The organism is Pseudomonas sp. 58 R 3, from assembly GCF_900006605.1.
Taxonomy (GTDB): domain Bacteria; phylum Pseudomonadota; class Gammaproteobacteria; order Pseudomonadales; family Pseudomonadaceae; genus Aquipseudomonas; species Aquipseudomonas salomonii.
The window spans coordinates 39,264-62,738 of sequence record NZ_CVTT01000068.1 but is presented as its reverse complement, the minus strand read 5'-3'; the positions used below and the strand labels follow the sequence as shown (position 1 = coordinate 62,738).

20 protein-coding genes are annotated in these 23,475 nt (G+C 61.1%); 12 read left to right on the top strand and 8 right to left on the bottom strand.

Features of this window, described 5'->3' with window-relative positions; translation table 11 throughout:
* Window positions 1-8: 8 nt before the first annotated feature.
* Window positions 9-1,661, bottom strand: coding sequence for a cyclic peptide export ABC transporter (locus tag BFP92_RS23265; RefSeq protein WP_065931292.1), 1,653 nt, complete (start codon window positions 1,659-1,661; stop codon window positions 9-11).
* 199 nt (window positions 1,662-1,860) lie between these two features.
* On the opposite strand from BFP92_RS23265, the gene BFP92_RS23260 reads away from it, so the two are divergent.
* Window positions 1,861-2,688, top strand: coding sequence for a formyl transferase (locus BFP92_RS23260; RefSeq protein WP_065931291.1), 828 nt, complete (start codon window positions 1,861-1,863; stop codon window positions 2,686-2,688).
* Window positions 2,689-2,868: 180 nt separating this feature from the next.
* Here the strand turns inward: BFP92_RS23260 and BFP92_RS23255 are convergent, their stop codons facing one another.
* Genes BFP92_RS23255 through pvdM form a run of 3 tightly spaced genes read right to left on the bottom strand, consistent with a single transcriptional unit; the run spans window position 2,869 to window position 6,423 of the window.
* Entirely contained in the window at window positions 2,869-3,741 is an 873-nt protein-coding gene (locus BFP92_RS23255) for a dihydropyoverdine dehydrogenase (protein ID WP_065931290.1), read from the bottom strand.
* Between the two features lie 33 nt (window positions 3,742-3,774).
* A complete protein-coding gene (locus BFP92_RS23250) occupies window positions 3,775-5,055 on the bottom strand; it encodes a pyoverdine-tailoring periplasmic protein PvdN (RefSeq protein WP_065931289.1) in 1,281 nt (426 codons plus the stop codon).
* An 18-nt stretch (window positions 5,056-5,073) separates the two neighbouring features.
* The gene (gene pvdM / locus BFP92_RS23245) at window positions 5,074-6,423 is read right to left on the bottom strand and encodes a pyoverdine-tailoring dipeptidase-like protein PvdM (RefSeq protein WP_065931288.1); all 1,350 of its coding nucleotides are present in this window, start codon (window positions 6,421-6,423) and stop codon (window positions 5,074-5,076) included.
* A gap of 142 nt (window positions 6,424-6,565) precedes the next feature.
* Here pvdM and BFP92_RS23240 point away from each other — a divergent pair, with 142 nt between their 5' ends.
* A complete protein-coding gene (locus BFP92_RS23240) occupies window positions 6,566-8,179 on the top strand; it encodes a pyoverdine maturation tyrosinase PvdP (RefSeq protein WP_065931287.1) in 1,614 nt (537 codons plus the stop codon).
* Here BFP92_RS23240 and BFP92_RS23235 read toward each other — a convergent pair.
* A complete protein-coding gene (locus BFP92_RS23235; protein ID WP_065931286.1) occupies window positions 8,172-9,119 on the bottom strand; it encodes a DUF1853 family protein in 948 nt (315 codons plus the stop codon). The two genes, BFP92_RS23240 and BFP92_RS23235, sit on opposite strands and share 8 nt — an antisense overlap.
* Before the next feature lie 144 nt (window positions 9,120-9,263).
* Here BFP92_RS23235 and BFP92_RS23230 point away from each other — a divergent pair, with 144 nt between their 5' ends.
* From BFP92_RS23230 to BFP92_RS23185, 10 genes are all read left to right on the top strand, one after another.
* Window positions 9,264-10,154 carry an NAD(+) kinase gene (locus tag BFP92_RS23230; RefSeq protein ID WP_010210870.1) on the top strand — a complete coding sequence of 297 codons (891 nt, stop codon included), beginning with the start codon at window positions 9,264-9,266 and terminating at the stop codon, window positions 10,152-10,154.
* Window positions 10,154-11,125 (top strand): metallophosphoesterase, encoded by a 972-nt coding sequence (locus BFP92_RS23225; protein WP_065931285.1) that lies wholly within the window; start codon window positions 10,154-10,156, stop codon window positions 11,123-11,125. The genes BFP92_RS23230 and BFP92_RS23225 overlap by 1 nt, the downstream gene beginning before the upstream one ends.
* On the top strand, window positions 11,122-11,991 hold the full coding sequence (locus BFP92_RS23220; RefSeq protein WP_065931284.1) for a rhomboid family intramembrane serine protease: 870 nt from the start codon (window positions 11,122-11,124) through the stop codon (window positions 11,989-11,991). Before BFP92_RS23225 ends, BFP92_RS23220 begins: the two co-directional genes overlap by 4 nt.
* Window positions 11,992-12,005: 14 nt before the next feature.
* On the top strand, window positions 12,006-12,266 hold the full coding sequence (locus BFP92_RS23215) for a YeaC family protein (RefSeq protein ID WP_017138108.1): 261 nt from the start codon (window positions 12,006-12,008) through the stop codon (window positions 12,264-12,266).
* Window positions 12,263-13,093 carry a DUF2797 domain-containing protein gene (locus BFP92_RS23210; RefSeq protein ID WP_065931283.1) on the top strand — a complete coding sequence of 277 codons (831 nt, stop codon included), beginning with the start codon at window positions 12,263-12,265 and terminating at the stop codon, window positions 13,091-13,093. The genes BFP92_RS23215 and BFP92_RS23210 overlap by 4 nt, the downstream gene beginning before the upstream one ends.
* Before the next feature lie 14 nt (window positions 13,094-13,107).
* Window positions 13,108-15,765, top strand: a complete 2,658-nt coding sequence (pepN, locus tag BFP92_RS23205) for an aminopeptidase N (RefSeq protein WP_065931282.1) — start codon at window positions 13,108-13,110, stop codon at window positions 15,763-15,765.
* Between the two features lie 181 nt (window positions 15,766-15,946).
* Window positions 15,947-16,663 carry a helix-turn-helix transcriptional regulator gene (locus BFP92_RS23200; RefSeq protein WP_065931281.1) on the top strand — a complete coding sequence of 239 codons (717 nt, stop codon included), beginning with the start codon at window positions 15,947-15,949 and terminating at the stop codon, window positions 16,661-16,663.
* A gap of 51 nt (window positions 16,664-16,714) precedes the next feature.
* Window positions 16,715-17,050 (top strand): nuclear transport factor 2 family protein, encoded by a 336-nt coding sequence (locus BFP92_RS23195; RefSeq protein WP_065931280.1) that lies wholly within the window; start codon window positions 16,715-16,717, stop codon window positions 17,048-17,050.
* A gap of 15 nt (window positions 17,051-17,065) precedes the next feature.
* A complete protein-coding gene (gene zapE / locus BFP92_RS23190) occupies window positions 17,066-18,172 on the top strand; it encodes a cell division protein ZapE (RefSeq protein ID WP_065931279.1) in 1,107 nt (368 codons plus the stop codon).
* Between the two features lie 157 nt (window positions 18,173-18,329).
* The gene (locus BFP92_RS23185; RefSeq protein WP_065931278.1) at window positions 18,330-18,821 is read left to right on the top strand and encodes a GNAT family N-acetyltransferase; all 492 of its coding nucleotides are present in this window, start codon (window positions 18,330-18,332) and stop codon (window positions 18,819-18,821) included.
* A gap of 113 nt (window positions 18,822-18,934) precedes the next feature.
* Here BFP92_RS23185 and BFP92_RS23180 read toward each other — a convergent pair whose 3' ends face one another.
* From BFP92_RS23180 to BFP92_RS23170, 3 genes are all read right to left on the bottom strand, one after another.
* Window positions 18,935-19,147, bottom strand: a complete 213-nt coding sequence (locus BFP92_RS23180; protein WP_065931277.1) for a hypothetical protein — start codon at window positions 19,145-19,147, stop codon at window positions 18,935-18,937.
* Window positions 19,148-19,289: 142 nt separating this feature from the next.
* Window positions 19,290-21,530, bottom strand: a complete 2,241-nt coding sequence (locus BFP92_RS23175; RefSeq protein WP_065931276.1) for a TonB-dependent siderophore receptor — start codon at window positions 21,528-21,530, stop codon at window positions 19,290-19,292.
* Between the two features lie 126 nt (window positions 21,531-21,656).
* The gene (locus BFP92_RS23170) at window positions 21,657-23,399 is read right to left on the bottom strand and encodes a phosphoethanolamine transferase CptA (protein WP_065931275.1); all 1,743 of its coding nucleotides are present in this window, start codon (window positions 23,397-23,399) and stop codon (window positions 21,657-21,659) included.
* Window positions 23,400-23,475 lie beyond the last annotated feature (76 nt).

Genomic DNA, 23,475 nt, shown 5'->3' with positions numbered 1-23,475 from the left:
AAAAAACTTCAGGCCGGTTCCATCTCGTGCACCACCTTGCCCGCTCTCAGGCGCACCAGTTGGTCGGCGATGTCGAAATAGCGGTCGTCGTGGCTGATCACGATGATGGTTTTGCCCAGGCGCTTGAGGTCGGGCAGCAGCTCGGTGTAGAACACGCGGCGGAAGGCCGGGTCCTGGTCGGCGGCCCATTCGTCGAACACCAGCACCGGGCGTTCTTCGAGCCAGGCATTGACCAGCGCCAGGCGCTTGCGCTGCCCGGTGGAGAGGTCGGTGGTGCTGAACACGCCGTCCTTGACGCTGACTTTGTGCGCGATTTCCAGGCGCTCCAGGTACTTGGCGGCACTGTCCAGCGATTGCGTGGCGCTGCCCTGGACCAAGTCGTCGAACAGGTAATAGTCGGCGAACACCGTTGTGAACAATTGGCGGTAGTCATCGCGCACCGGGTCGGTCACGGTTTCGCCGTTGAGGCGGATTTCCCCGGCGTCGGGTTGATACAGGCCCAGCAACAGTTTGATCAGCGTGGTCTTGCCGCAGCCGTTCTCGCCGACGATAAACACGATATCGCCCTGCTTGATGCTCAGGTTGATCGGCCCCAGGTGAAATGGCTCGCTGCCCTCCACCGGCGGTGGGCTGTAGGTGATGCCGCGCAATTCAAGGCTGTTGACGACCGGCGACGGTGCTTCGCTGCCGTCCATCAACAAATGCGGCTCGGGGGACGAGAAGCGATCCGACAGCTCGGTGATGCGCGCAAAGGCAATGCGCGCCTTGCCGATGATCGGCAGGTAACCGATCACGTGTTCGAGCGGGCCTTTCATGTACAGCAGCACCAATACGAAACCGGTGATCACCGCCGGGTCCGGGTTGGGGCTGTAGGCCTGCATGGCCAGGGCCAGGCCGATGACCACAAAGAACAGCATCGAGCCAAAGGTTTTGGCCACGATGTAAATATTCACCGAGCGCACCTGGATGTCGCTGATCCGGTCGGCGGTTTCCTGGATGCGGTGGGTGTTCATCCGGTAGCGCCGTGGCCGGTGGATGCGCAGCTCCTTGGCGCCCGAGGCAATCGCCGAATAGTAGCGCTGCAGTTCGTCTTCCAGGTCACGGGCTGCGTCGAAGCCGCGAATGCCTTTGTGGCCGGCGATGAATTGCACGCTGCTGCCGATCACAATGGCCACGATCATCATCAGGAACATCGGCACCGACAGGTAGGCCAGGTAACCCAGGCAGCCCAGGGTCACCGTGCTGGCGATGGCCAACGGGGTAAACGCGAAGGAGAAATCGCTGATGGTGTCGACGTCGTGAGTGAGTACCGGGATCAGGCGGTGCGAGCGGTAGCGTTCGATCTGCCCGATGGGCGCCGATAGCACTTTCTCGCCGAGATCCTTGCGCAAGGCGGCAATGATCCGTTGGCCCACATAGTTGGTGCCGATATCCGAGACGATCGAACTGGTCAGCGCCAACAGGCACAGCGCCGCAAAGGTCAGGACCACGCCCTGGGTCATGCCGGTGGCAGAGTGCAGGGCGTTATTGATGGTCGCCAGCAGCAATGTGATGGCCAGGCCGCCGGCCATGCCCAGCGCGACAGAGACGCTCACGATGGTGCGAAAAGGCCTGAGCAATGCGAGCAAACCGTTAAAGGCGCCGCGCTTGGGGTCGGTCATAAATACTTCCCGGAAAGTGAAAAGAGGGGGCTGGGCACACAGACCCTTACCCATGACAAACGAAGTGCCGGGGCGACTATTTAGCGCGGCATGCCGGGCGGTGGAGCGGGTCGATAAATTGCCGACAGGCTGGTTCGTTCTTGTTGTGTAGGCGCACGCGTATTGGCGCGTGCCTGATCTATCCAGCGAGAGCGAAACAATGACGAAAAAGAATCTGGTGTATGTCTGGTCCCTGAGAAACGCTGCCGCCGACAAGGCCGGCCAGCCAGTGGCCTACAAGGACCACGAGCGCTATATGAAGTCGGTGCTGGAGTTTCTGGTGGGGTCGCTGAACGACACGCCGTTGGGCCAGGCCTACAACCTGGTCGGCGTGGTGTACGACGATGACGAGCACAACCCACGAGACCAGCAGCTGGTGGCCGACTATGGCTTTGCCTACCAGCCGGGCCGCCAGTGGCTCTACCCGGCGGACCTGCGGGTGCAGGGCAAGCTGGTCAATGACTTGTTGCTGAGCGTGCCGTCCACCTACCGCCGCCTGCCCCGTGGCAGCGCGGAACACATCGCCGGCAAACAGGATTTCGAACGTCGCCTGCACGACACCCTGGTGGAGTTGAAGGCCGACATCGTGGTGCTGGACGGCCTGCTGGTGATCCTCGATGAGCTGGTGCGGCCCGGCGCGCCGTTTGCGCGGCGGATCATGAACATCCACCCAGGCATTACCCGTATTGAATCGCCTTACGAGCGCCGTGGCGCCTATGCCACCTGGAATGCCTTGTACGGCGCGCGCGGGCAGACCGTTGTGGATTGGGCGACCAAAGAAACCAAGGCCAGCGAACCGCTGTACCTCACCGGCGCTTCGTTCCATTACGTGGACAACGGCATTGATTCGGGCGAAGTGTTCCACGACGTGCTGAAAACCGAGATTTCGCCCGAGGACACCATCCTCGAACTGCGCTGGAACAACTTTAATAACAGCCTGTTCCCGGCGTTGCATGAAGGGTTGGAGTTGTTGGCCCAGAAGGCCTGATGCAAAACTAAATGTGGGAGCGGGCTTGCTCGCGAATGTTGTGGGTCAGTCAATTCATCTGTCTCTGACCCACCGCATTCGCGAGCAAGCCCGCTCCCACAGTTGACCGCATGCAGTTTTGAATATGAGGTCGACTGCGGATTTGCATGCACTGAAGAGCTGCTTTTCTGTGGGAGCTGCTTAAAGGTCGCGCACTACCCGAAACCCGATCCAGTCCCCGCGCGTTTGCGGGTAGATGGTGTTGCGGTTGCCGGAGCGTGAGAATACCGGCGCTTCGCCCCAGTCATTGCCGCGAATCTGGTAGCCCTCGCAGTGGGGCTCCAGCCAGGCGCTGCCGTCGGTAGGAGCGCCGATGTAGTTGGGGTGCTCACAGTCGGCCACCCGCTCATACACATTGCCGTGCATGTCGTACATGCCAAATGCATTCGGCGGGTAGCTGCCCACCGGCGAGGAATAACTGTAGCCATCTGCCGGGCCGTAGGTGTTGGCGTGCTGGGCGATGCTGTAGCCCTTGCCCTCGTCGAACGGGAAGGGGAACGGCCCGGTGGAGCCGGCGCGGGCGGCGTATTCGCGTTGGGCTTCGCTGACCATGTGGTACTTCTGCCCGGTTTTCTTCGACAGCCAGGCGATGTAATTTTTGATGTCGTCCATGTCCATGCACACCGCCGGCTGGCGTGGCCCTTGCGGGTAGCGCGGCTTGCTGGCGATGCATTCGCGGCCGGGGCGGGTGTCACCGTCGGTGATCTCGACGCCGGTCTGGCGGATATAGCTGTCCCATTCGCCGGCGGTGATGTGGAAGCGGCTCATGGCAAAGGGTTTGGCGAAGGTCACGTCGTGCATCGGGCCTTCATCGGGCTCGCGGCCGACTTCGTCTTCCGGCGTGCCCATGGTGAAAGTGCCGGCGGGCAGCACCACCATTTCCGGGCAGTCCTTGCAGTCCTTGAACACTTTGCCGGGTTGTGGCGTGGCGGCTTGCGCCAGGTTGGGCAGCCATGCCGCGCACAGGGCCGTCAGCGTCAGGGCGGTCAGGGGTTTGAGTCGGGATGGATTCATGTGGGCATCTCGTTCAAAGGGAAAAAGTGGGCATCACAGGCGTTGGCTCAACAGGGCCATGAACTGCTGGATTTCGTCCGAGCTGTTGAGCAGGCCGGGGGAGGTGCGGATCACCGGGCCGACATCGCGGTCGACGGCATCGATCACTACGCGATTTTTCAGCATATGGGCGACGACCGCTTCGCTGTCCTGGTCCTTGACCCGAAAGAAGGTAAAGCCGGCCGACAGGTCGGCGCTGCGCGGTGTCACCAGTTCGACCTGCGGATGCGCCAGCAACTGGGTTTTGAGTTCGCTGTTAAGTGCGTGGATGCGCGCCTCAACCTGGGCCTTGCCCAGTTGCAGGTGCAGCTTGAAGGCCTCGTCCGCCGCCCAGCGATGCTCAAAGGCGTGGTAGCCGCCGGGCGTCATGGTGGTAGCAAAATTGGTGTCTTCGGAGAAGGTCGGCACCATGGGCGTGACGTATTTGTTTTCGGCATCGCGGGCGCAGACCAGCCCGGTGCCGCGTGGGCCGAACATCCATTTATGCGTGCCGGCGATAAAGAAGTCGCAGCGCATGGCCGGGAAGTCGAGGTTTTCCACGCCAAAACCATGCACGCCATCGACCACATACAGGATGCGGTCGTTGTCGTCGCGGTTGCGATTGAGTTCCTCCACCAGCTTGCCGATTTCGCCGATCGGCAGCTTCACACCGCTGCCGGACTGCACCCAGGTCATGCCCAGCACGCGAGTGGTGGGGCGAATGGCGCGCTTGATGTTGCCCAGCACTTCGTCGCTGGAAACCTGGCTGGCCCGCTCGAACAAGCGTATGCGCCGCACCTGCGTGCCCTGGCGGGCGACGCGAAAATCCAGCACGTTCTGGGTGGCGTAATGCTCGTGTTCGGTGGTGAGAATCTCTTGGTCGGGGCGCAGCTTGATTCCGCCGTAGATCATCGCAAGGCCTTCCGACGTGCTGCCGGTCAGCGCGATCTGCGCCGGCTGGGCGTTCAGGTAACGACCGGCCCATTCGCGCACCTGACCTTCACGTATCCAGGTTTCTTCCAGGCCCCAGTCCATGGCCAGGCCGGGGTTGCGGTCGATCTGCTGGCGGTAGCGCTCAATGGCGTCGCGCACGGGGCGTGGGTGGGAGGTCACCAGGAAGTTGGAAAAGTGCAGGTAGTTCGGGTCTTGGGTGAACAGTTGCTTGAAACCCGTCCATGGGTCATTTGTAGCAGGCGCCTGGGTGGCTGCCTGGGCGTGCGCGAACACTGCGCTGCCCAATGGCAAGCTGGCGGCGAGTACCCCAGCCTGCTTGAGGAATGTACGGCGGTCGGTCATGGACTGGCTTCTGAGTAATTAGCGGTTGGCCAACGGCTTGGCGGCTTTTTGCACCTGGTCCCACACCCGCAGGAAGTTGCCTCCCCACAGCTTGGCGATGTCGGCCTCGGAGTAGCCGCGCTGGATCAGTTCGGCGGTGACATTGCGCACCTCGCCGACGTTCTCCCAACCCTGGATGCCGCCGCCGTCGTTGAAGTCCGAGGCGATGCCGACGTGGTCGATGCCGATCTTGCGCACGGTGTAGTCAATGGCATCGCCCCAGTCCTTGAGGGTGGCCTTGGGTTCTTCCTCAAGAATGGCGTACAGCCCTTGGGCGTACTGGCCGAACTTCTGCTCGGACCAGGCGGCGATGATGGCGTCGCCGGGCATCAGGGCCATGGCCAGGTTGGGCAGCGGCGGCAAATCGAAGCGCGCACGCAGGGTGTTGAGCTTGTCCTGGGTGGGTTGGCTCAATGGGCGCAAATAGGCCGGGAAGCCCACCACCTGCACCACGCCGCCGCTGTTTTTGATCAGTTGCAGTTCTTTGTCGCTGAGGTTGCGCGGGATGTCCACCGAGGCACGCGGCGCTGAGTGCGAGGCAATCATCGGGGTGCGGCTCAATTGCGCGACTTGTTCCAGCGCCTTGGTCGACATCTGCGACACATCGATGATCACGCCCAGGTCATTGAGGCGGTGCACGGCTTGTTGGCCGATGGGTGACAGCCCTTCAAGTGCGTCGGTGGTGTCATTGAAAAACGGCAGCGGGCGTGACGAGTCGGACCAGGCGTTATTGCCGATATAGCTGAAGCCGAACATGCGCATGCCGCGTGCGGCCCACAGGTCCAGCTGGTTGAGGTCGTCGCCCAGCGGGTAGGCGTTGAGCATGCTGATAAAGATCGCAAACTTGCCTTCGCCATGCAGGCGCCGCATATCGTCCGGGGTGTAGGCGATGCCGACCTGGTTGGGGAAGTCGCGCACCATGCCGGAGATGATCTTGTAGCGCACTTCCTGCTCGTGACGGGCCTCCTCGACAAAGCCGTCGGTGGGTTTGTGTGGTGCGTTGGGGCCATTCCAGATTTCCGGCCAGCCGAAAATCGTCAGGGCCGCGCCCGACAAGCGCCCGCGTGCCGCCTTGGCGAGGTCAAACTGGCCGCTGCCATCCTTGTCGGCTTCGTTGCCGGCCGTGCCGAAATCCATGGGCACGGTGATATGGCTGTCGAACGACAACAAGCGGTCCTGCATTTCATTGGCCTGCTTGATCACCTCCAGCGGGTAGCCGGCATTGCCTTTGAACCAGTGATCCCAGACCAGGAAACCGGCCCCGGCGCCGATGGCCAGTGCCAGCGGCAGGCCGATATACAGCGCCTTTTTCGAACGTGGTTTTGTCATTGCCATCTCAGTCAGTTGAGGCCTTTGCTATCAGGGAAGAACGAGCCATGGCCGGGGAAATTTAGGCCTGGGCGCGGCACCGCTAAATTTCTCGCGGCCGTCAACGTTCTAGCTCTGATCAAGCTGTTTCCTAAGGTAGACAATGACCCTCTCTCGACGTGGCTTCATCGCCGGCCTGGCGCTGACCGGCGCTGCCGTGCCCGCGGCCCTTTATGCCCACCGCGAGCTGACGCGTGAAGCATTCCCGATCACGCCGGGCGAGGCCACGGTGGACCTGGCCGACACCGCCGGCCAACACCTGGCCAATACCCTGCGCGGTGTGTGGAGCCTGCGCCTGGAGGGCCGCGATGCAGGCCTTAAAGGCTTGCCGCTGCAAGGCCTGGAGCTGTTGCTCGACATCGCCCCGCGCGGCCGTGGCTTGCGTGGCTATCTGGACACCGCTGCAAACCTGCGTGCCGAGGGCGAGCCGCGTTACCGCGTGCTCGGTGATCTGCTGACGGGCGAGGGCGCCGTGCTCTACTGGCGCCTGATCGACCGCGACGCCGCGGATGGCGCACCGGCCTATGAGTTCAAGATGACCCTCGACGAAGTCTGGGCCGACTTCGCCAATGCCGGCAGCAGCACCCTGAGCGGGCAGGTTCTCGACCTTGAGCGCCCCCTTGCCCTGACCGAGCGCGACAACCGCTTTATCGCCCACAAGCAGCTGTTCCCCGAAGCGCGCCAGCGTATCGGCCTTGACCCGACCCTGCTGGCGTGGCTGATCGCCCCCGAACACCGGCTGTTTCATCAGCTGTGGCATGCCACCCGCGACCAATGGCACAAGCTGTCCGAGGAAAAACGTGATGCCCTGCGCGGTATCGGCTGGCAACCAGGCCCACGCGGCCAGGAGCGCGACGCACGGGGCAAACGCAAAGACCGCAACGGTTCGGGTATCGACTTCTTTTTCATGCACCGGCATATGCTCGGCACTGCGCGCTCCCTGCAAGAGCTGCCATCCTGGCCGCAATTCCCGGAGCCACAGCCGGCGCTGGAGCGCGACCGCCTGGGGTTTTTGCGTTATTTCGACAACCACGACGGCTTTGCGCTGCCGCCCTGTTGGTCGGCACCCGATGACAGCGACTACACCCAATGGGTCAGCGATATCAAGGCAGCCGAGACCTACCACAGCAACTTCCAGGTGTGGGAGTCGCAGTACCGTGACCCGCGTTACCTGGCCAAGCTGACCTTGGGCCAGTTGGGCTCCGAGATGGAGCTGGGCCTGCACGACTGGTTGCACATGCGCTGGGCATCGGTGCCCCGCGACCCGTCCAACGGCGCGCCGGTGCCGTTCGCCCGTGACCCGGCGGACTTTGCCGCGCGTTGGTACGCGCCGGAGAACGACTTCCTAGGCGACCCGTTCTCATCCCATGTAAACCCGGTGTTCTGGCACTTTCACGGCTGGATCGATGATCGCATCGAGGACTGGTTTCGCGCCCATGAGCGGTTCAATCCAGGCGAGGTCAGCCGGCTGCAGGTCAACGGGGTCAACTGGTTTGCCCAGGGCCGCTGGGTGGAAGTCGCTGACCCGTGGCTGGGGCCGGACACCCACGGTTGCAGCACCACGCCGGGCCTGCAGATGGGGCGGTCGATGGAGATGGACCCGGAGACCATGAAGCTGGCGCTGCGCATCACCTTCGCCGAAGACGAAGGATTGCAGGCCTTGTTCAAGCGCGTGCCGAAACGGCCCTGGTATGCACGCCACTTGAAGCTCAAGTAATGCCCGGGACGTTTGGCCACAGGTCTGCAACGAGGAACAAACGTTCGGCTTCTTCCCAGTCTTCTCCCGTCTGCACCAGTCGCACCAGCAACTGGGCCGGTGCCATCGGGTCCAGGTCTGCCAGCCAGGCTTGCATCTGGTCCGCGCGCCACACTTGATCCGCCGGGTAATGCGCCGGCGCCAGCCAGGCATGCCGAGGCAGGGGTTGCCAGCGCCCCGGCGGGCTCTGGCTGACGAAATCGCGCCAGTCACGCTGATGCAGCCAGCGCCCGCGCAGGTGCTGTGGGTCGACGCCCAGCGGGGATTCGGCGGTGCCGGGCCATGGATAGAGCAAATACCCGCCCAGCCACAAATGTGCATCGAACTGCACAATATCCAGCGCCGCCAGGGCTTCGCGGCTTTCCGGGCGGGCCGAAATCGGCAATTGATGCTGGGCCAGGTGCGCGAGCTTGCGGTCCAGCCGGTCATGGCAGCCGGGGCCGAGCCATTGCGCGGCGTCCTGGCCGTTGCCGTCCTGCGGCCCCAGATACAGTTTGATCGCCAGTTCCAGGTGGTGCACGCCATCGCGGTCGCGTATCAGCATATCCAGCTCACCCAGCGTATGCCCGGCGCGGCGGATCGGCAGGTTGGCGGCCAGCAGCTCCACACCCGGCGCATGCTGCACCGCAAATTGCCACAGGCGTTCGTAGTACAGCCCCAGGCGCCGCGTGCGCGACAGGCTGAGCCAGTGCTGCAAGGCGCTGCTGTCCTGGTCGAGGGTGCGTAACCACTGTTCGAGCCGGTGCGGCGCCTGCACCCAGTCGCTGCCGGCCAGCGGATGGCGCTGGGGCCAGGGCGTTTGCGCAAGCATCGGCGGGGCGAGCATCACCCACGCCAGGTCGCGCACCTCGGGGTGCCGTAATTGGCGGGGCAGGTTGAGCAGGGCGGGGAACACAGTCATGGTCCGAGCATAGCCTTTTAGAGTGCCTACGGGTGGCTGAGAACCATTGTCATCAAGGCCTTGAGGCGACAAAGGGTTTTGCCTGACGCGGCCTTTCGCCCATAATCGTTCTTTTTGCCAGACCCCACATCCCGCAGGAGCCCCATGGAGCAATTTCGCAATATCGGCATTATCGGTCGCCTGGGCAGTACTCAGGTGCTGGACACCGTCCGCCGACTGAAAAAGTTCCTGCTGGAACGCCACCTGCATGTGATCCTCGAAGACACCATCGCCGAAATCCTCCCCGGCCACGGCCTGCAAACTTCCTCGCGCAAGATGCTCGGCGAAGTTTGTGACATGGTGATTGTGGTCGGCGGCGACGGCAGCCTGCTGGGCGCCGCCCGTGCTCTGGCGCGGCACAACGTGCCGGTGCTGGGGATCAACCGTGGCAGTTTGGGGTTCCTCACGGATATCCGTCCGGATGACCTGGAAGTCGAAGTCGCCAAGGTGCTCGACGGCCATTACCTGGTGGAAAACCGCTTCCTGCTGCAAGCCGAAGTGCGCCGCCATGGCGAGGCCATCGGCCAGGGCGACGCGCTCAATGACGTGGTGCTGCACCCCGGCAAATCCACGCGGATGATCGAGTTCGAGTTGTATATCGACGGCCAGTTTGTGTGCAGCCAGAAGGCCGACGGGCTGATCGTGGCCACGCCGACCGGCTCCACTGCGTACGCGCTGTCGGCCGGCGGCCCGATCATGCACCCCAAGCTCGACGCCATTGTGATCGTGCCGATGTACCCCCATATGTTGTCCAGCCGGCCTATTGTGGTCGATGGCAACAGTGAGCTGAAAATTGTGGTGTCCAAAGATATGCAGATCTACCCGCAAGTCTCCTGCGACGGGCAGAACCATTTCACCTGCGCCCCCGGTGACACCATCACCGTGAGCAAAAAGGCACAGAAGTTGCGGTTGATCCACCCGCTGGACCACAACTACTACGAAGTGTGCCGCACCAAGCTGGGCTGGGGCAGCCGCTTGGGGGGTGGAGGCGACTGATGCTCGATCCCGCGCGTAGCTATGACCTGATCGGTGACGTGCACGGTTGCGCTCATACCCTTGAGCACTTGCTCGACCGGCTGGGCTACCAAAAACAGGCTGGAACCTGGCGCCATCCGACGCGTATGGCGGTGTTCCTCGGCGATATCATCGACCGTGGGCCGCGCATCCGCGAAGCGCTGCATATCGTCCACGATATGACCGAGGCCGGCCAGGCGCTGTGCATCATGGGCAACCACGAGTTCAATGCGCTGGGCTGGACCACACCGGCGCCGCCGGGCAGTGGCAAGCAGTTCGTGCGCGAGCACAACCCACGCCATGCGCGGTTGATCCACGAAACCCTGACCCAGTTCGAGCACCATCCGGCTGACTGGCACGACTTCCTCGGCTGGTTCTACGACATGCCGCTGTTTGTCGACGCCGGGCGGTTTCGCGTGGTGCATGCGTGCTGGGACGAAGGCTTTATCCAGCCGCTGCGCGCAACGTTCCCGGATGGCTGCATCGACCAGCACTTTTTGCAGGCGGCCGCCGTGCCGGGCAGCTTTGCCTGTAACGCCTTCGACCGCCTGCTGCGCGGCACCGACATGCGCCTGCCGGACGGCCTGACGCTGACCGGTGGCGATGGCCTGACGCGCTCATTTTTCCGCACCAAGTTCTGGGAAGACGACCCGAAAACCTACGGCGATATCGTGTTTCAACCCGATGCACTGCCGGAGCCGGTGGCGCGCACGCCGTTGTCGTCGACCGAAAAAAATGCCCTGCTGCGTTATGGCGTCGACGAACCGTTGCTGTTCGTCGGCCATTACTGGCGCAGCGGCAAACCGGCGCCGATCCGTGACAACCTGGCCTGCCTGGACTACAGCGCGGTGCTGTACGGCAAGCTGGTGGCGTACCGACTGGACCAGGAAACACGCCTGGATCCGCGTAAATTTGTATGGGTCGACGTTGAGCGGCCTGAGGTGATTGCATGAGTTCCGTAGCTGTATTGCGCTTGCCGCTGAGTGTCGACCTGGGCGGTTTCGTCAAACTGCTGCAACGCATGCAAGTGCCCCATCGCGTCAGTGAAGAAGCAGGCGAGCAAGTATTGTGGGTGCCCGAGAACATCAGTGCCGACGTACAAGTGTTGTATCAACGCTTTCCCGCCGGTGATCCGGACCAGCAACTGGATATTCCCGAGCAGGCGCCGGTTAAGCGGCCAAGCTTTGTTCAGCAAGTGCGTTTCAGCCCGGTGACGGCGCTGGTGCTGCTGGCGAGCATGATTGTCGGCGCAGTGACCTTGCTGGGTGAAAACCTGCAGACCATGAGCTGGCTGACCTTCCTGCCGTTTCACGTGATGGGCGACTACATCCAGTTCACCCCGTTTGCCGAGACCATGGCGTCGGGGCAGTGGTGGCGGCTGGTCACGCCGATGCTGATCCACTTCGGCATCCTGCACCTGGCCATGAACGGCATGTGGTACTGGGAGCTGGGGCGGCGCATTGAAGTGCGCCAGGGCAGTATCAACCTGCTGGGCCTGACCCTGTTGTTCAGCCTGGTGTCCAATTATGCGCAATACGCCTATGGCGGCCCGAGCCTGTTTGGCGGCCTGTCCGGCGTGTTGTATGGCTTGCTCGGACATTGCTGGATCTTCCAATTGTTGTCGCCCAACCCGGCTTATCGCCTGCCGCGCGGCGTGCTGGCGATGATGCTGATATGGCTGGTGCTGTGCATGTCGGGGCTGATCTCGATGATCGGTTTCGGCGAAATCGCCAACGCGGCTCACGTGAGTGGCTTGGTCATCGGTTGCCTGACGGGTTTGCTGGGTGGGTTGTACAACCGCCGCAAAGCCTCTATTTGATAAGGAAGAGCCTTATGTCCTCTTTTGCTGAAATGATCGAAAACATCACCCCGGACATCTACGAGAGCCTCAAGCTGGCCGTGGAAATCGGCAAGTGGTCCGATGGCCGCAAGCTCACCGCCGAACAGCGTGAGCTGTCCTTGCAAGCGGTGATCGCCTGGGAAATCCAGAATCTGCCCGAAGAGCAGCGTACCGGCTACATGGGCCCGCAGGAATGCGCGTCGAAGTCGGCGCCGGTGCCGAACATTCTGTTCAAGTCGGATGCGATCCATTGATTGAAATTGGTCGCGGTGCAGTCAGCAAAATGTCGGCGCAACTCGGTGAGCCGACTGTTCAATATGCGTTTCGCCTGGGCGACACCGAGGTGCCGGTCAACCCGTTGATCGGTACCCACGTGCGCCTGGAGTATCTCGGTGCCATCCATTGCAGCCATTGCGGCCGCAAGACCAAGACCAGTTTCAGCCAGGGTTATTGCTACCCGTGCATGACCAAACTGGCCCAGTGTGACCTGTGCATCATGAGCCCCGAGCGTTGCCATTACGACGCCGGCACCTGCCGTGATCCGGGCTGGGGCGAACAATTCTGCATGACCGACCACGTGGTGTATCTGGCCAATTCGTCGGGCATCAAGGTCGGCATCACCCGCGCTACCCAGTTGCCGACCCGCTGGCTCGACCAGGGCGCCAGCCAGGCGCTGCCGATCATGCGCGTGGCGACCCGTCAGCAATCCGGTTTCGTTGAAGACCTGTTTCGCAGCCAAGTGGCCGATAAAACCAACTGGCGTGCTTTACTCAAGGGCGATGCGCAATCGGTGGACCTCAAGCAGGTACGCGATGAGCTGTTCGCCAGCTGCGCCGACGGCCTGCTGGGGTTGCAGGAACGCTTTGGCTTGCAGGCCATCCAACCGGTAACCGACATCGAGCCGATCGAAATCCGTTACCCGGTCGAGCAATACCCGGCCAAGATCGTCAGCTTCAACCTGGACAAGAACCCGATTGCCGAAGGCACGTTGCTGGGGATCAAGGGCCAATACCTGATCTTCGACACCGGCGTTATCAACATTCGTAAGTACACGGCCTACCAGCTCGCCGTGCATCAGTAAAAAGGATGCTATCCATGCGCACCGAACAACCGAAGATGATCTACCTGAAGGACTATCAGGCGCCGGACTACCTGATCGAAGAGACGCACCTGACCTTCGAGTTGTTCGAGGACCACAGCCTGGTCCATGCGCAGCTGGTGATGCGCCGCAACCCTGAGCGCGGGCCCGGCCTGCCGCCGCTGGTGCTCGATGGCCAGCAGTTGGAGCTGCTGACGGTCAACCTGGGTGACAAGGAGCTGACCGAGGCCGACTACCAGTTGACCGACAGCCACCTGACCCTGCACCCGACCCGCGAAACCTTCACGGTCGACACCAGCGTGCGTATCCACCCGGAAACCAACACGGCCCTGGAAGGCCTGTACAAATCCGGCGGCATGTTCTGCACCCAGTGCGAGGCCGAAGGTTTCCGCAAGATCACGTACTACCTCGACCGCCCGGACGTGATGAGCACCTTCACCACCACGGTGATCGCCGAGCAACACCGCTACCCGGTGCTGCTGTCCAACGGCAACCCGATTGCCAGCGGCCCTGGTGAAGACGGCCGCCACTGGGCGACCTGGGAAGACCCGTTCAAGAAACCGGCCTATCTGTTCGCGTTGGTGGCCGGCGATTTGTGGTGCGTTGAAGACAGCTTCACCACCATGACCAACCGCGAAGTGGCACTGCGCATCTACGTCGAGCCGGAAAACATCGACAAGTGCCAGCACGCCATGACCAGCCTGAAAAAATCCATGCGCTGGGACGAAGAAACCTACGGCCGCGAGTATGACCTCGATATCTTCATGATCGTCGCCGTGAATGACTTCAACATGGGCGCCATGGAGAACAAGGGCCTCAATATCTTCAACTCCAGCGCCGTGCTGGCCCGCGCCGAAACCGCCACCGACGCCGCGCACCAGCGCGTCGAGGCGATTGTTGCCCACGAATATTTCCACAACTGGTCGGGCAACCGCGTGACCTGCCGCGACTGGTTCCAGCTGTCGCTCAAGGAAGGCTTCACCGTGTTCCGTGACTCGGGCTTCTCCGCCGACATGAACTCGGCCACGGTCAAGCGCATCCAGGATGTGGCGTACCTGCGCACCCATCAGTTCGCCGAAGACGCCGGCCCGATGGCCCACGCGGTACGCCCGGAAAGCTTTATCGAAATCTCCAACTTCTACACCCTGACCGTGTACGAAAAGGGCTCGGAAGTGGTCGGCATGATCCACACCTTGCTCGGCGCTGAAGGCTTCCGTAAAGGCAGCGACCTGTACTTCGAGCGCCATGACGGCCAGGCCGTGACCTGCGACGACTTCATCAAGGCCATGGAAGACGCCAATGGCGCCGACCTCAGCCAGTTCAAACGCTGGTACAGCCAGGCCGGTACGCCGCGTCTGGCGGTGAGCGAGTCGTTTGATGCCGCCGCCAAGACCTACAGCCTGACGTTCCGTCAAAGCTGCCCGGAAACGCCGGACAAGGTTGAGAAACTGCCGTTCGTGATTCCGGTGGAGTTGGGCTTGTTGGACGGGCAGGGCGCCGCTGTCGCCTTGCGCCTGGCCGGTGAAGCGGCAGCTGGCGGCACGTCACGGGTGATTTCGGTGACAGAGGCCGAGCAGACTTTCACCTTCGTCGATATCGCCGAAAAGCCGTTGCCTTCGCTGCTGCGTGGCTTCTCCGCGCCGGTGAAACTGAGCTTCCCGTACAACCGCGACCAACTGATGTTCCTGATGCAGCACGACAGCGATGGTTTCAATCGCTGGGATGCCGGCCAGCAATTGTCGGTGCAAGTGTTGCAGGAGCTGATCGCCCAGCACCAGGCGGGGCAGGCGTTGAAGCTCGACCAGCGCCTGATCGACGCACTGCGCACGGTCTTGAGCGATGAAAGCCTGGACCAGGCCATGGTCGCCGAAATGCTCTCGCTGCCAAGCGAAGCCTACCTCACGGAAATCAGCGAAGTGGCGGATGTGGAGGCTATCCACGCCGCCCGTGAGTACGCCCGCAAGCAACTGGCCGACAACCTGTTCGAAGCGCTGTGGCTGCGTTACCAGGCCAATCGCGAGCTATCCAAGCAGACGCCTTATGTGGCGGCGGCCGAGCACTTTGCCCGGCGCGCCTTGCAGAACATTGCGCTGTCGTACCTGATGCTCAGCGGCAAACCCGAAGTGTTGGCCGCCACCCTGGATCAGTTCGACACCAGCGACAACATGACCGAGCGCCTCACGGCATTGGCGGTGTTGGTGAACTCGCCGTTCGAAGCGGAAAAAGCCCAGGCGTTGGCGGTGTTTGCCGAGAACTTCAAGGATAACCCGCTGGTGATGGACCAGTGGTTCAGCGTGCAGGCGGGCAGCACGTTGCCGGGCGGGTTGGCGCGGGTCAAGGCGCTGATGGAGCATTCGGCGTTCAACATCAAGAACCCGAACAAGGTGCGTGCACTGGTGGGTGCCTTTGCCGGGCAGAACCTGATCAACTTCCATGCGGCGGACGGCTCGGGTTATCGCTTCCTGGCGGACCTGGTGATCCAGCTCAATGGCTTCAACCCGCAGATCGCTTCGCGCCAGTTGGCGCCGTTGACCCGCTGGCGTAAATACGACAGCGCCCGTCAGGCGCTGATGAAGGCGGAGCTGGAGCGCATTCGCGCCTCCGGCGAGCTGTCGAGCGATGTGTTCGAGGTGGTCAGCAAGAGCCTTGCATAAAAGTTGGGCGCATAAAAAAAACGGCCTGTTCAGGCCGTTTTTTTTGTCTCAAATAACCGGTGGTCGCGGTATGTCTGCGCCTTGGTCGAGTGCGAAGCGCTCCGAGATAAATACTGCTGACGTTTTCTGACAGGAGGCTCTGCTAAGCTGCGGCACTTTTGGCTGTTTCAGCGGGGTCCACGTGTCGCGCACTACTCGTTTACTGACCTTGTTGCAGGCCCTGCGGGGCAAGAAGCGCCCGGTAACCGCGGCCGTACTGGCTGAGCAACTGGAAGTGTCCGAGCGCACGCTGTATCGCGATATCGCTGAGTTGACGGCCCTCGGCGCGCCGATTTTTGGTGAGGCCGGGGTGGGCTATGTGTTGCGCAGTGGGCTGTTCCTGCCGCCATTGATGCTCAACGCTGAGGAAACCGAAGCCATCGTGCTGGGCTTGCGTTATGTGGACCAGCGCGGCGATGACGTGCTCAGCCGTGCGGCGGCCAATGCCTTGGCAAAAATTGCCGATGTGCTCGACCCGGCGGCGCAGGAAGCCTTGCGTAACCCCACGCTGCTGCCAGGGCCGCCGGGGTTTGGCTACCCGGAAAACCGCGTGCCGCTGAATGTGTTTCGTGAGGCGATTCGCAACCAGGCCAAGCTGCATATCGATTATGCCGACGCCAGCCAAACCCAGAGCCAGCGGCTGATCTGGCCGCTGGCATTGGGGTTTCTCAATGAGGTGCGTGTGATCGTGGCCTGGTGCGAGTTGCGTGGTGCCTATCGTACGTTTCGCACCGACCGGGTGGCCGCAGCTGACGCCCACGGTGAGCGTTACCCTGGCCGGCGCAGCGACCTGCTGCGCGGCTGGCGCAAGTTGATGGAACACAACGATTCAGGACCCTTTACTCCTGACAAAAACTGACACAGGGCTGGCTTAGCATGGCGCCATACATCACTAAAAAGGAGCTGTGCCATGTCTTTTCCAGCGTTGGCCCCTGCCATTGCAGCCTACATAACCGCGACCAATACCGGCGACATCTCAGCGATTGCCCAGTGTTTTGCCGACGATGCCAACGTGTTCGATGAGGGTCAACATCAGGTCGGCCCTGCAGCCATCGCTCGCTGGATGGAAGACACCGGGCGGCGTTATCAGCCGCGCGTCGAAGTGATCAACGTGCAGCAGCGCACCGGCAAGGTATTGGTCAGCAATAGGGTCTCCGGCAATTTCCCCGCAAGCCCGCTGGAGCTGCGCTATACCTTTCGCCTGAACGAGCAGGGCAAGATTTCACGGCTGGATATCTCGCTGTAAGTCATACTGGCAGGCATGACTTTCGACTCGCCGCTCGCCGCTTACCAACACGCCATCGCCCAGCAAGGCTTCGTGCCCGACGACGCCCAGCGCCGCGCGGTACAAGCCCTGCAAACCTGCTTTGAGGCCCTGCACCAAGGCCGCTCGCCGATTCCCGGGGTATACCTGTGGGGGCCGGTGGGCCGGGGCAAGACCTGGCTGATGGACCAGTTTTATCAGAGCCTGCGCGTTCCCGCGCGGCGCCAGCATTTTCATCACTTCATGGGCTGGGTGCATCAGCGGTCTTTCCAGCTCAGCGGCATCCAGGATCCCTTGCAGGCTTTGGCGCGGGAACTCAGCCGGGAGGTGCGCGTGCTGTGTTTCGACGAGCTGTTCGTCAACGACATTGGTGATGCGATCATTCTCGGTCGACTGTTCCAGGTGATGTTCGAGGAAGGCGTGGTCATGGTCTGCACCTCCAACCAACCGCCGGACGAGCTGTACGCGGGCGGCTTCAACCGCGAGCGATTCGTGCCGGGCATCGAGGCTATCAAGCGGCATATGCACGTGGTGGCGGTAGACGGCGGTGAAGATCACCGTTTGCACCCTGGTGTGGGGTTGCAGCGCTATTGGGTGAATCAACCGGAGGCACTCGCTTCGGTGTTCAAGCAATTGAGTCAAGGGCAGGTGGTCAGCAGCGGGGCGGTCGCCGTCGGTTTTCGCTCGATCACGGCGGTACAGTCCTGCGATTCGGTACTCTGGTGTCGTTACGCCGATCTGTGCGAGCAGCCTTTGGCGGCGATGGACTTTATGCTGCTGTGCGATCGCTACAAGGCGATCCTGCTGGGCGAGGTGCCCAACCTGAGCGCACAAAAACGCCCGGCGCGGATTGCCCGTGGCACCGAGGATGCGGCTCAACGTGTGGTGGCGGGGGATCGAGAGCTGCCTGAATTGTCGGTACACGATGACAGTGTGCGACGCTTCATCGCACTGGTCGATGAATGCTATGACCGCAAGGTGCCGTTGTTTATCGAGGCCCAGGTGCCGTTGGCAAGCCTTTACACCGAGGGTTATCTGGAGTTTGCGTTCCGGCGCACCCTGAGCCGTTTACAAGAAATGCAACTGCAGCGGTTCGGCGCCTAGGAAATATCCCAGGCCAGAAGCGCTTGTTGGGCGGCACAAGCCTCGTCATTTCCGTCAGGTATTTGTAGCTAATCTCCTTCATCTGCGACTGGCTCCCCGCTTACAATCATCCTCTCAAAGGGAACAGACTCCCTTGTTGTCGTGATTGAGGAAGGAAATGGATACCCCAGACATCCTGGTGCTGCAAGCCAGCTACACCAACCCTGTGCACGCTGACGCCATTGGCTTGGTGCTCAACCATTACGCTGAAGACCCAATGGGCGGCGGCCACGCGCTGCCGGCCGATCTGTTGCTGCAACTGCCAGCCGAACTGGCCAAGCGCCCCCACGCATTCAGCGTATTGGCGTTTGTCGGCGGGGAGCCGGCGGGTCTGGTCAATTGCTTCGAAGGGTTCTCGACGTTTGCCTGCCGCCCGTTGATCAACGTGCACGATGTAGCGGTGATGAATCAGTTTCGTGGCCTGGGGCTTAGCCAGAAAATGCTGCTCAAGGTCGAGGAGATCGCCCGTCAGCGCGGTTGCTGCAAGATCACCCTGGAGGTGCTCGAAGGCAATGACGTGGCGCAAGCGGCCTATCGCAAGTTCGGTTTCGATGATTCGATTTTTGATCCCGCCCATGGTCGCATGCTGTTTTGGAGCAAAGCGCTTTAATCACGGCGATTAATATCGGCGGCATAAAAAAAGGCGCCATTAACTGGCGCCAAATTAACCTTTGCCAAAGGAGCGGATTGGCACAGGGGCATGCGGATTAACTAAAGATTAAATCAGCTGTTAGGTTGTTGCTCCGCGCGGGACTGTTCGGTCTTAACACTCTTGCCGTCGGCCAGTGCGGTTTTATCCGTGGTCCCGTGAATTTGCTGCTGGGTGAAGGCGAAGTTGTTATAAAACTCCTTGGAGCGCTCTGAACCGCCCTCTGCGAAGGCCGCTACGGAGGTCAGGCTCATCAGGCCGGCAAGCATCAAGGTCGAAAGTTTCATGGCAGTATTCCCATTAAGAGTGATTGGTGTCTGATCGCTCCGTGATCCGATTCATGGCGCGACTATGCCGCCATCTTATTAAGTGGGAATTAACATGGAACTGCCCCGAAGTTAACGTTTTTGTTAACTTCGGGGTTGCAGTTTATAGCTGCCAATCCAGTGCCAGTGTGATGGAGCGTGGGTCTCCCCAATACACGCCATTATAAAAACCGACGCGCTCGTAATATTTTTTATCAAATAGATTATTGACGTTAACTGACGCGGAAACATGCTCGTCGAATTGATAGCGCGACATCAGGTTGACCACGGTGTAGGCCTGCTGGGTGATCCTGGCTCGTGTGGTGATCAGGTTGCCCTTGTCGTCCCGGGCGCCCGTCGGCCGATTGCTGAGGCCGTAGAAATCGCTCTGCCAGTTCACCGCACCACCCACGGTAAGGTTGCGCCATTCGCCTGGCAGCCGGTAGGCGCTGGAGACTTTCAGCAGGTTGAGGGGCTGTTCGGTATTGTTGCGTTTGCCCGTGCCGTACGTTGAGTGGGTGTAGGTGTAGCCGGCCGTCACATTCCAATCGGGCATGATTTCACCGGCGGCCTCCAGTTCGAAGCCCTTGACCTTGTTACCTTTTCCACCGGTTTTGTAGTACTCCTCACCCGTGACTGGATTGGGTGGCACCGAGTCGTCCAGCTCTGCGACATTGTCCTGACTGCTCCAGAAATACGCCGCCGCCAGGTTCAAGCGTTCGTCCAGCACGCTGCCTTTGAGTCCCACCTCATAGTTGCTGCCCACCACAGGCTCGAGGTATTTCTTGTTGGCATCCCGGTTGCTTTGTGGCTTGAATATATCCGTGTAGCTGGCGTAGACCGTGTAGTGCGGCGTCAGGTCATAAAGCAGCCCGGCGTAGGGGGTCCACATATCATTGTGGGTCTGGCGGGTTTTGTTGGCAGCAGTCAGTTGATCATTGGCGTTGTAGGCCGGTTCTGCGCTTTCCAGCGACCAGCTGCCGTAGCGGCTGCCGAGTACGGCGTGCAAACGATCTGTCAGGCTCAGGCGCGTGGCCAGGTAGCCAGCTTTCTGTTCCTTACTGCTGTGCTCACCCTTGAGGCCCGTGACGGTGTCGGGAAATTTGCCGATTCCGCCCATGTATTTCCAATCTGGAATAGTTTCGTAACCCGCAGGGTTTTGGCCTCTACGCAGAAAGGGTGATACATCGCGTTGGGCGGCTTCGCCATACCCCACCATCAGCGCGTGTTCGCGGCCCAATAGCGTGTAGCTGCCGGCGAGATTGAGGTCGATGGCTTCCATGGTTGATTTGCCGAGCATATGGCTGGACCAGGAATACATGCCGCTGCGATCTTCATTCGGGAAGCCCGCACCGCCGTAGTAGACCTTGCCGTCAGTGTCGCTTTGCCGATGGGTGTAGGCCGCCTTCAAATGCCAGTCACCGGCCAACCGATGGTCCAGTGTCGCGAAGGCGGTTTTGTCCGTCAGCGGCCACGAACTCCAGTCTGCCGCCATGTTGGTTGAGCGCGAGAGACCGGCCTTGCCGCCCTGGCTGTTCCAGTAGGGCACAGTGCCCCAGGAGGTGCCTTGCACATGCTTGTCCTGGTAATCAAACCCTACAGCCAGCACGGTATCGTCTGAAAGGTCGCCTTCCAGAATGCCGTAGCCCACCGACCGTTGCAGCCCGTAGTTGTCTCGGAACGATTTGCTGTCGCGGTAAGCCAGTACGGTGCGTCCGCGCAATCGCCCGTCAAATGCCAGCGGCCCGCCGACATCCACGTAGCTGTAATAGTTGTCATGGCTGCCGCCACTCACGCCGGTTCGCGCCTGCCATTGGGCGGTGGGGCGCTTGCGCACCATATTGACGGTGGCCGAAGGGTCGCCTGCACCCGTGGTCAACCCCGTGGCGCCGCGTACCACTTCAATGTGGTCGTAAATGATGGTGTCCGAATCCGACTTCATGTAGCCGAAGGTATTGAGCATCCCGTCAATCTGGTAGTTATTGATGCCGTAGCCACGGGCGGAATAGTAGACACGGTCGGAATCATAATGCTGGACGTTGACACCTGTGGTCTGGCGCAGCACTTCGGTGAGGGTATTGAGGTTGAAGTCATCCATCTGCTGACGGGTAATCACCGAAACCGACTGCGGGGTTTCCTTGATGGACAGGTTCAGCTTGGTGGCCGTGTTCATCGAGCCGGTGGTGTAGGCGCCAGTGTGTTCGGTGGTCGCGCCCAGGCCTTCGGCGGTGATGCTGGTGGCACCCAGCTCAAGGGCGCGTGGCGGGGCACGCTCGGGGTCGGTTTCAGCCAGCAGGTCCGGGCTCAGCGCGACGCTGAACAGGCCAAGGGTGAGGGTCATGGAACGGGTAAAGGGCGCGAACATCGCAGCAGACTCCTTGTCGTCTTTGCGGCCTTCCAAAAGGGAAGGCCATGGCTCAAAGACGAAAGGAGGCGCGGGACTTTAGGCTTAAACGAGAATGATTGTTATCTTTCTGTTACAAGGCTCAGTCTATTTGGCAACCACTTCGGCGGTGTCCGACTTCTTCGGTTTGATCAGGCTGAAATCAATCAAACCCTTTTTCTGGCCGATGTAAGGGTCACCAATCAGTAACGGGCGCGGCTTGAAGCTGTCGTTGACCAGGCTCTTGCTGCGGTCCCATTCATCGAAGCTCAGCCCGGCCAGGTCGGCCCAGGTGTGGATCAACTGCGAACTGCTGTAAGGCCGTTGCAGGTCGCCGGCAAAGCTCCAGTCGTGGGTTTGACGCCACTTCGGCGAGGCGTAGGCCATGAACGGGATGGTGTACATCGGCGCCGTCGGCTTGCCTTCGTTACGGCCCAAGGTACTGTGGCCGGCCGAGTCGAACACATCTTCGCCGTGGTCCGAGAGGTACAGCAAAAAGCCGTTCGGGTCGGTCTTGGCGTAATCCTTGATCAGGCTCGACACCACGAAATCGTTGTACAGCACCGCATTGTCGTAGCTGTTGTAGGTCGGCAACTGATCATCGCTGATGCCGGCCGGTACGCCCTGGCGATCGGTGAATTTGTCGAAGGTCGGCGGGTAACGGTACTGGTAGCTCATGTGAGTGCCCAGCAGGTGCACCACGATGAACTTGCGCTCGGCGGGCTCGGCCAGGGCCTTGGCGAACGGCGCCAGCACATCACCGTCGTATTGGCGGGCGTTCTGGTTGCGGTTGTTGTTGAGGTACACCTGCTCGTCAGCCTGCTCGGAAAAGGTCGTGAGCATGGTGTTGCGCTTGGTCATGGTCTGCTGGTTGGTGATCCAGTAGGTCTTGTAGCCGGCCTGTTTCATCACGCTGACGATCGACGGCGTCTTCAAGTACAGGTCCGGGTTTTCTTCGTCGGCAAACGTCAGCACCTGTTGCAGCGCTTCGATGGTGTAGGGGCGCGGGGTGATGACGTTGTCGAACACCGCCAACTGGTCGCGCAGCTTGTCCAGTTCCGGCGTGGTGTTACGCGGGTAGCCGTAGAGGCTCATGCGCTGACGGTTGGTGGATTCGCCGATCACCAGCACCAGGGTCGACGGCTGGTCGACCATGGTGTCCTTGAGGTTCTTCAAGGGCGGAATTTTGCTGGCGCTGGTGAGCATGCCCTGCATGCTGTTGAGCTGTTCGGTGTAGCGGCGGTAGGCAACGATCATCTGCCATGGCACGGCCGGTTCGACGCGGCTTTCGAAGCCGTCGATGGCCAGTTCCATGGTCGGGTTGGTCGCAATCTGCTTGACCAGCGGGTAACCGACCACCGCCAGCACAATCGCGGTGGCTGCCAGCAGCGCCTGGCCACGCGGCAGGTAAACCGGGCGCAGGCGGGTCCACAGGAAAATGGCCACGGCGGTATGGGCGATGAACGCCAGCACGATCCACCACGCGAAGTACTGGGTCGCGTATTCGCCCGCTTCAGAGATGTTCGACTCGAACATAATGAAGATGACGCTTTGTGAAAATTCCTGCTGGTAGATAAAGAAATAACCCAGGCTGGCCATCGAGCAGGCCCATAGCACCACGCCGATCAAGCCCGCGAGCAAGCGTGTACGCTTTGGGAACAGCAGCATCGGCGCGAGCCAGAACGCACTCAGGAAGAAGGCTTGGCGAAAGCCACTGAAGCCGGAGGTGCCGGTCAGTTGGATCAGGAGTTGGGTAATACCCGAGAAATACCAGAAAAACAGGAACAACCAGCCAAGACCGGCCCAATCAAAGCCTTTCGCAGACTTGGTGCTGCGTTTGAACATCGCCATCCAGTACTCCAACCCGATAATTGCTCAGTCGCTGCGCAGGAATGCACGCGACAGTGGGCCGCCGCGTGTGCGTGGC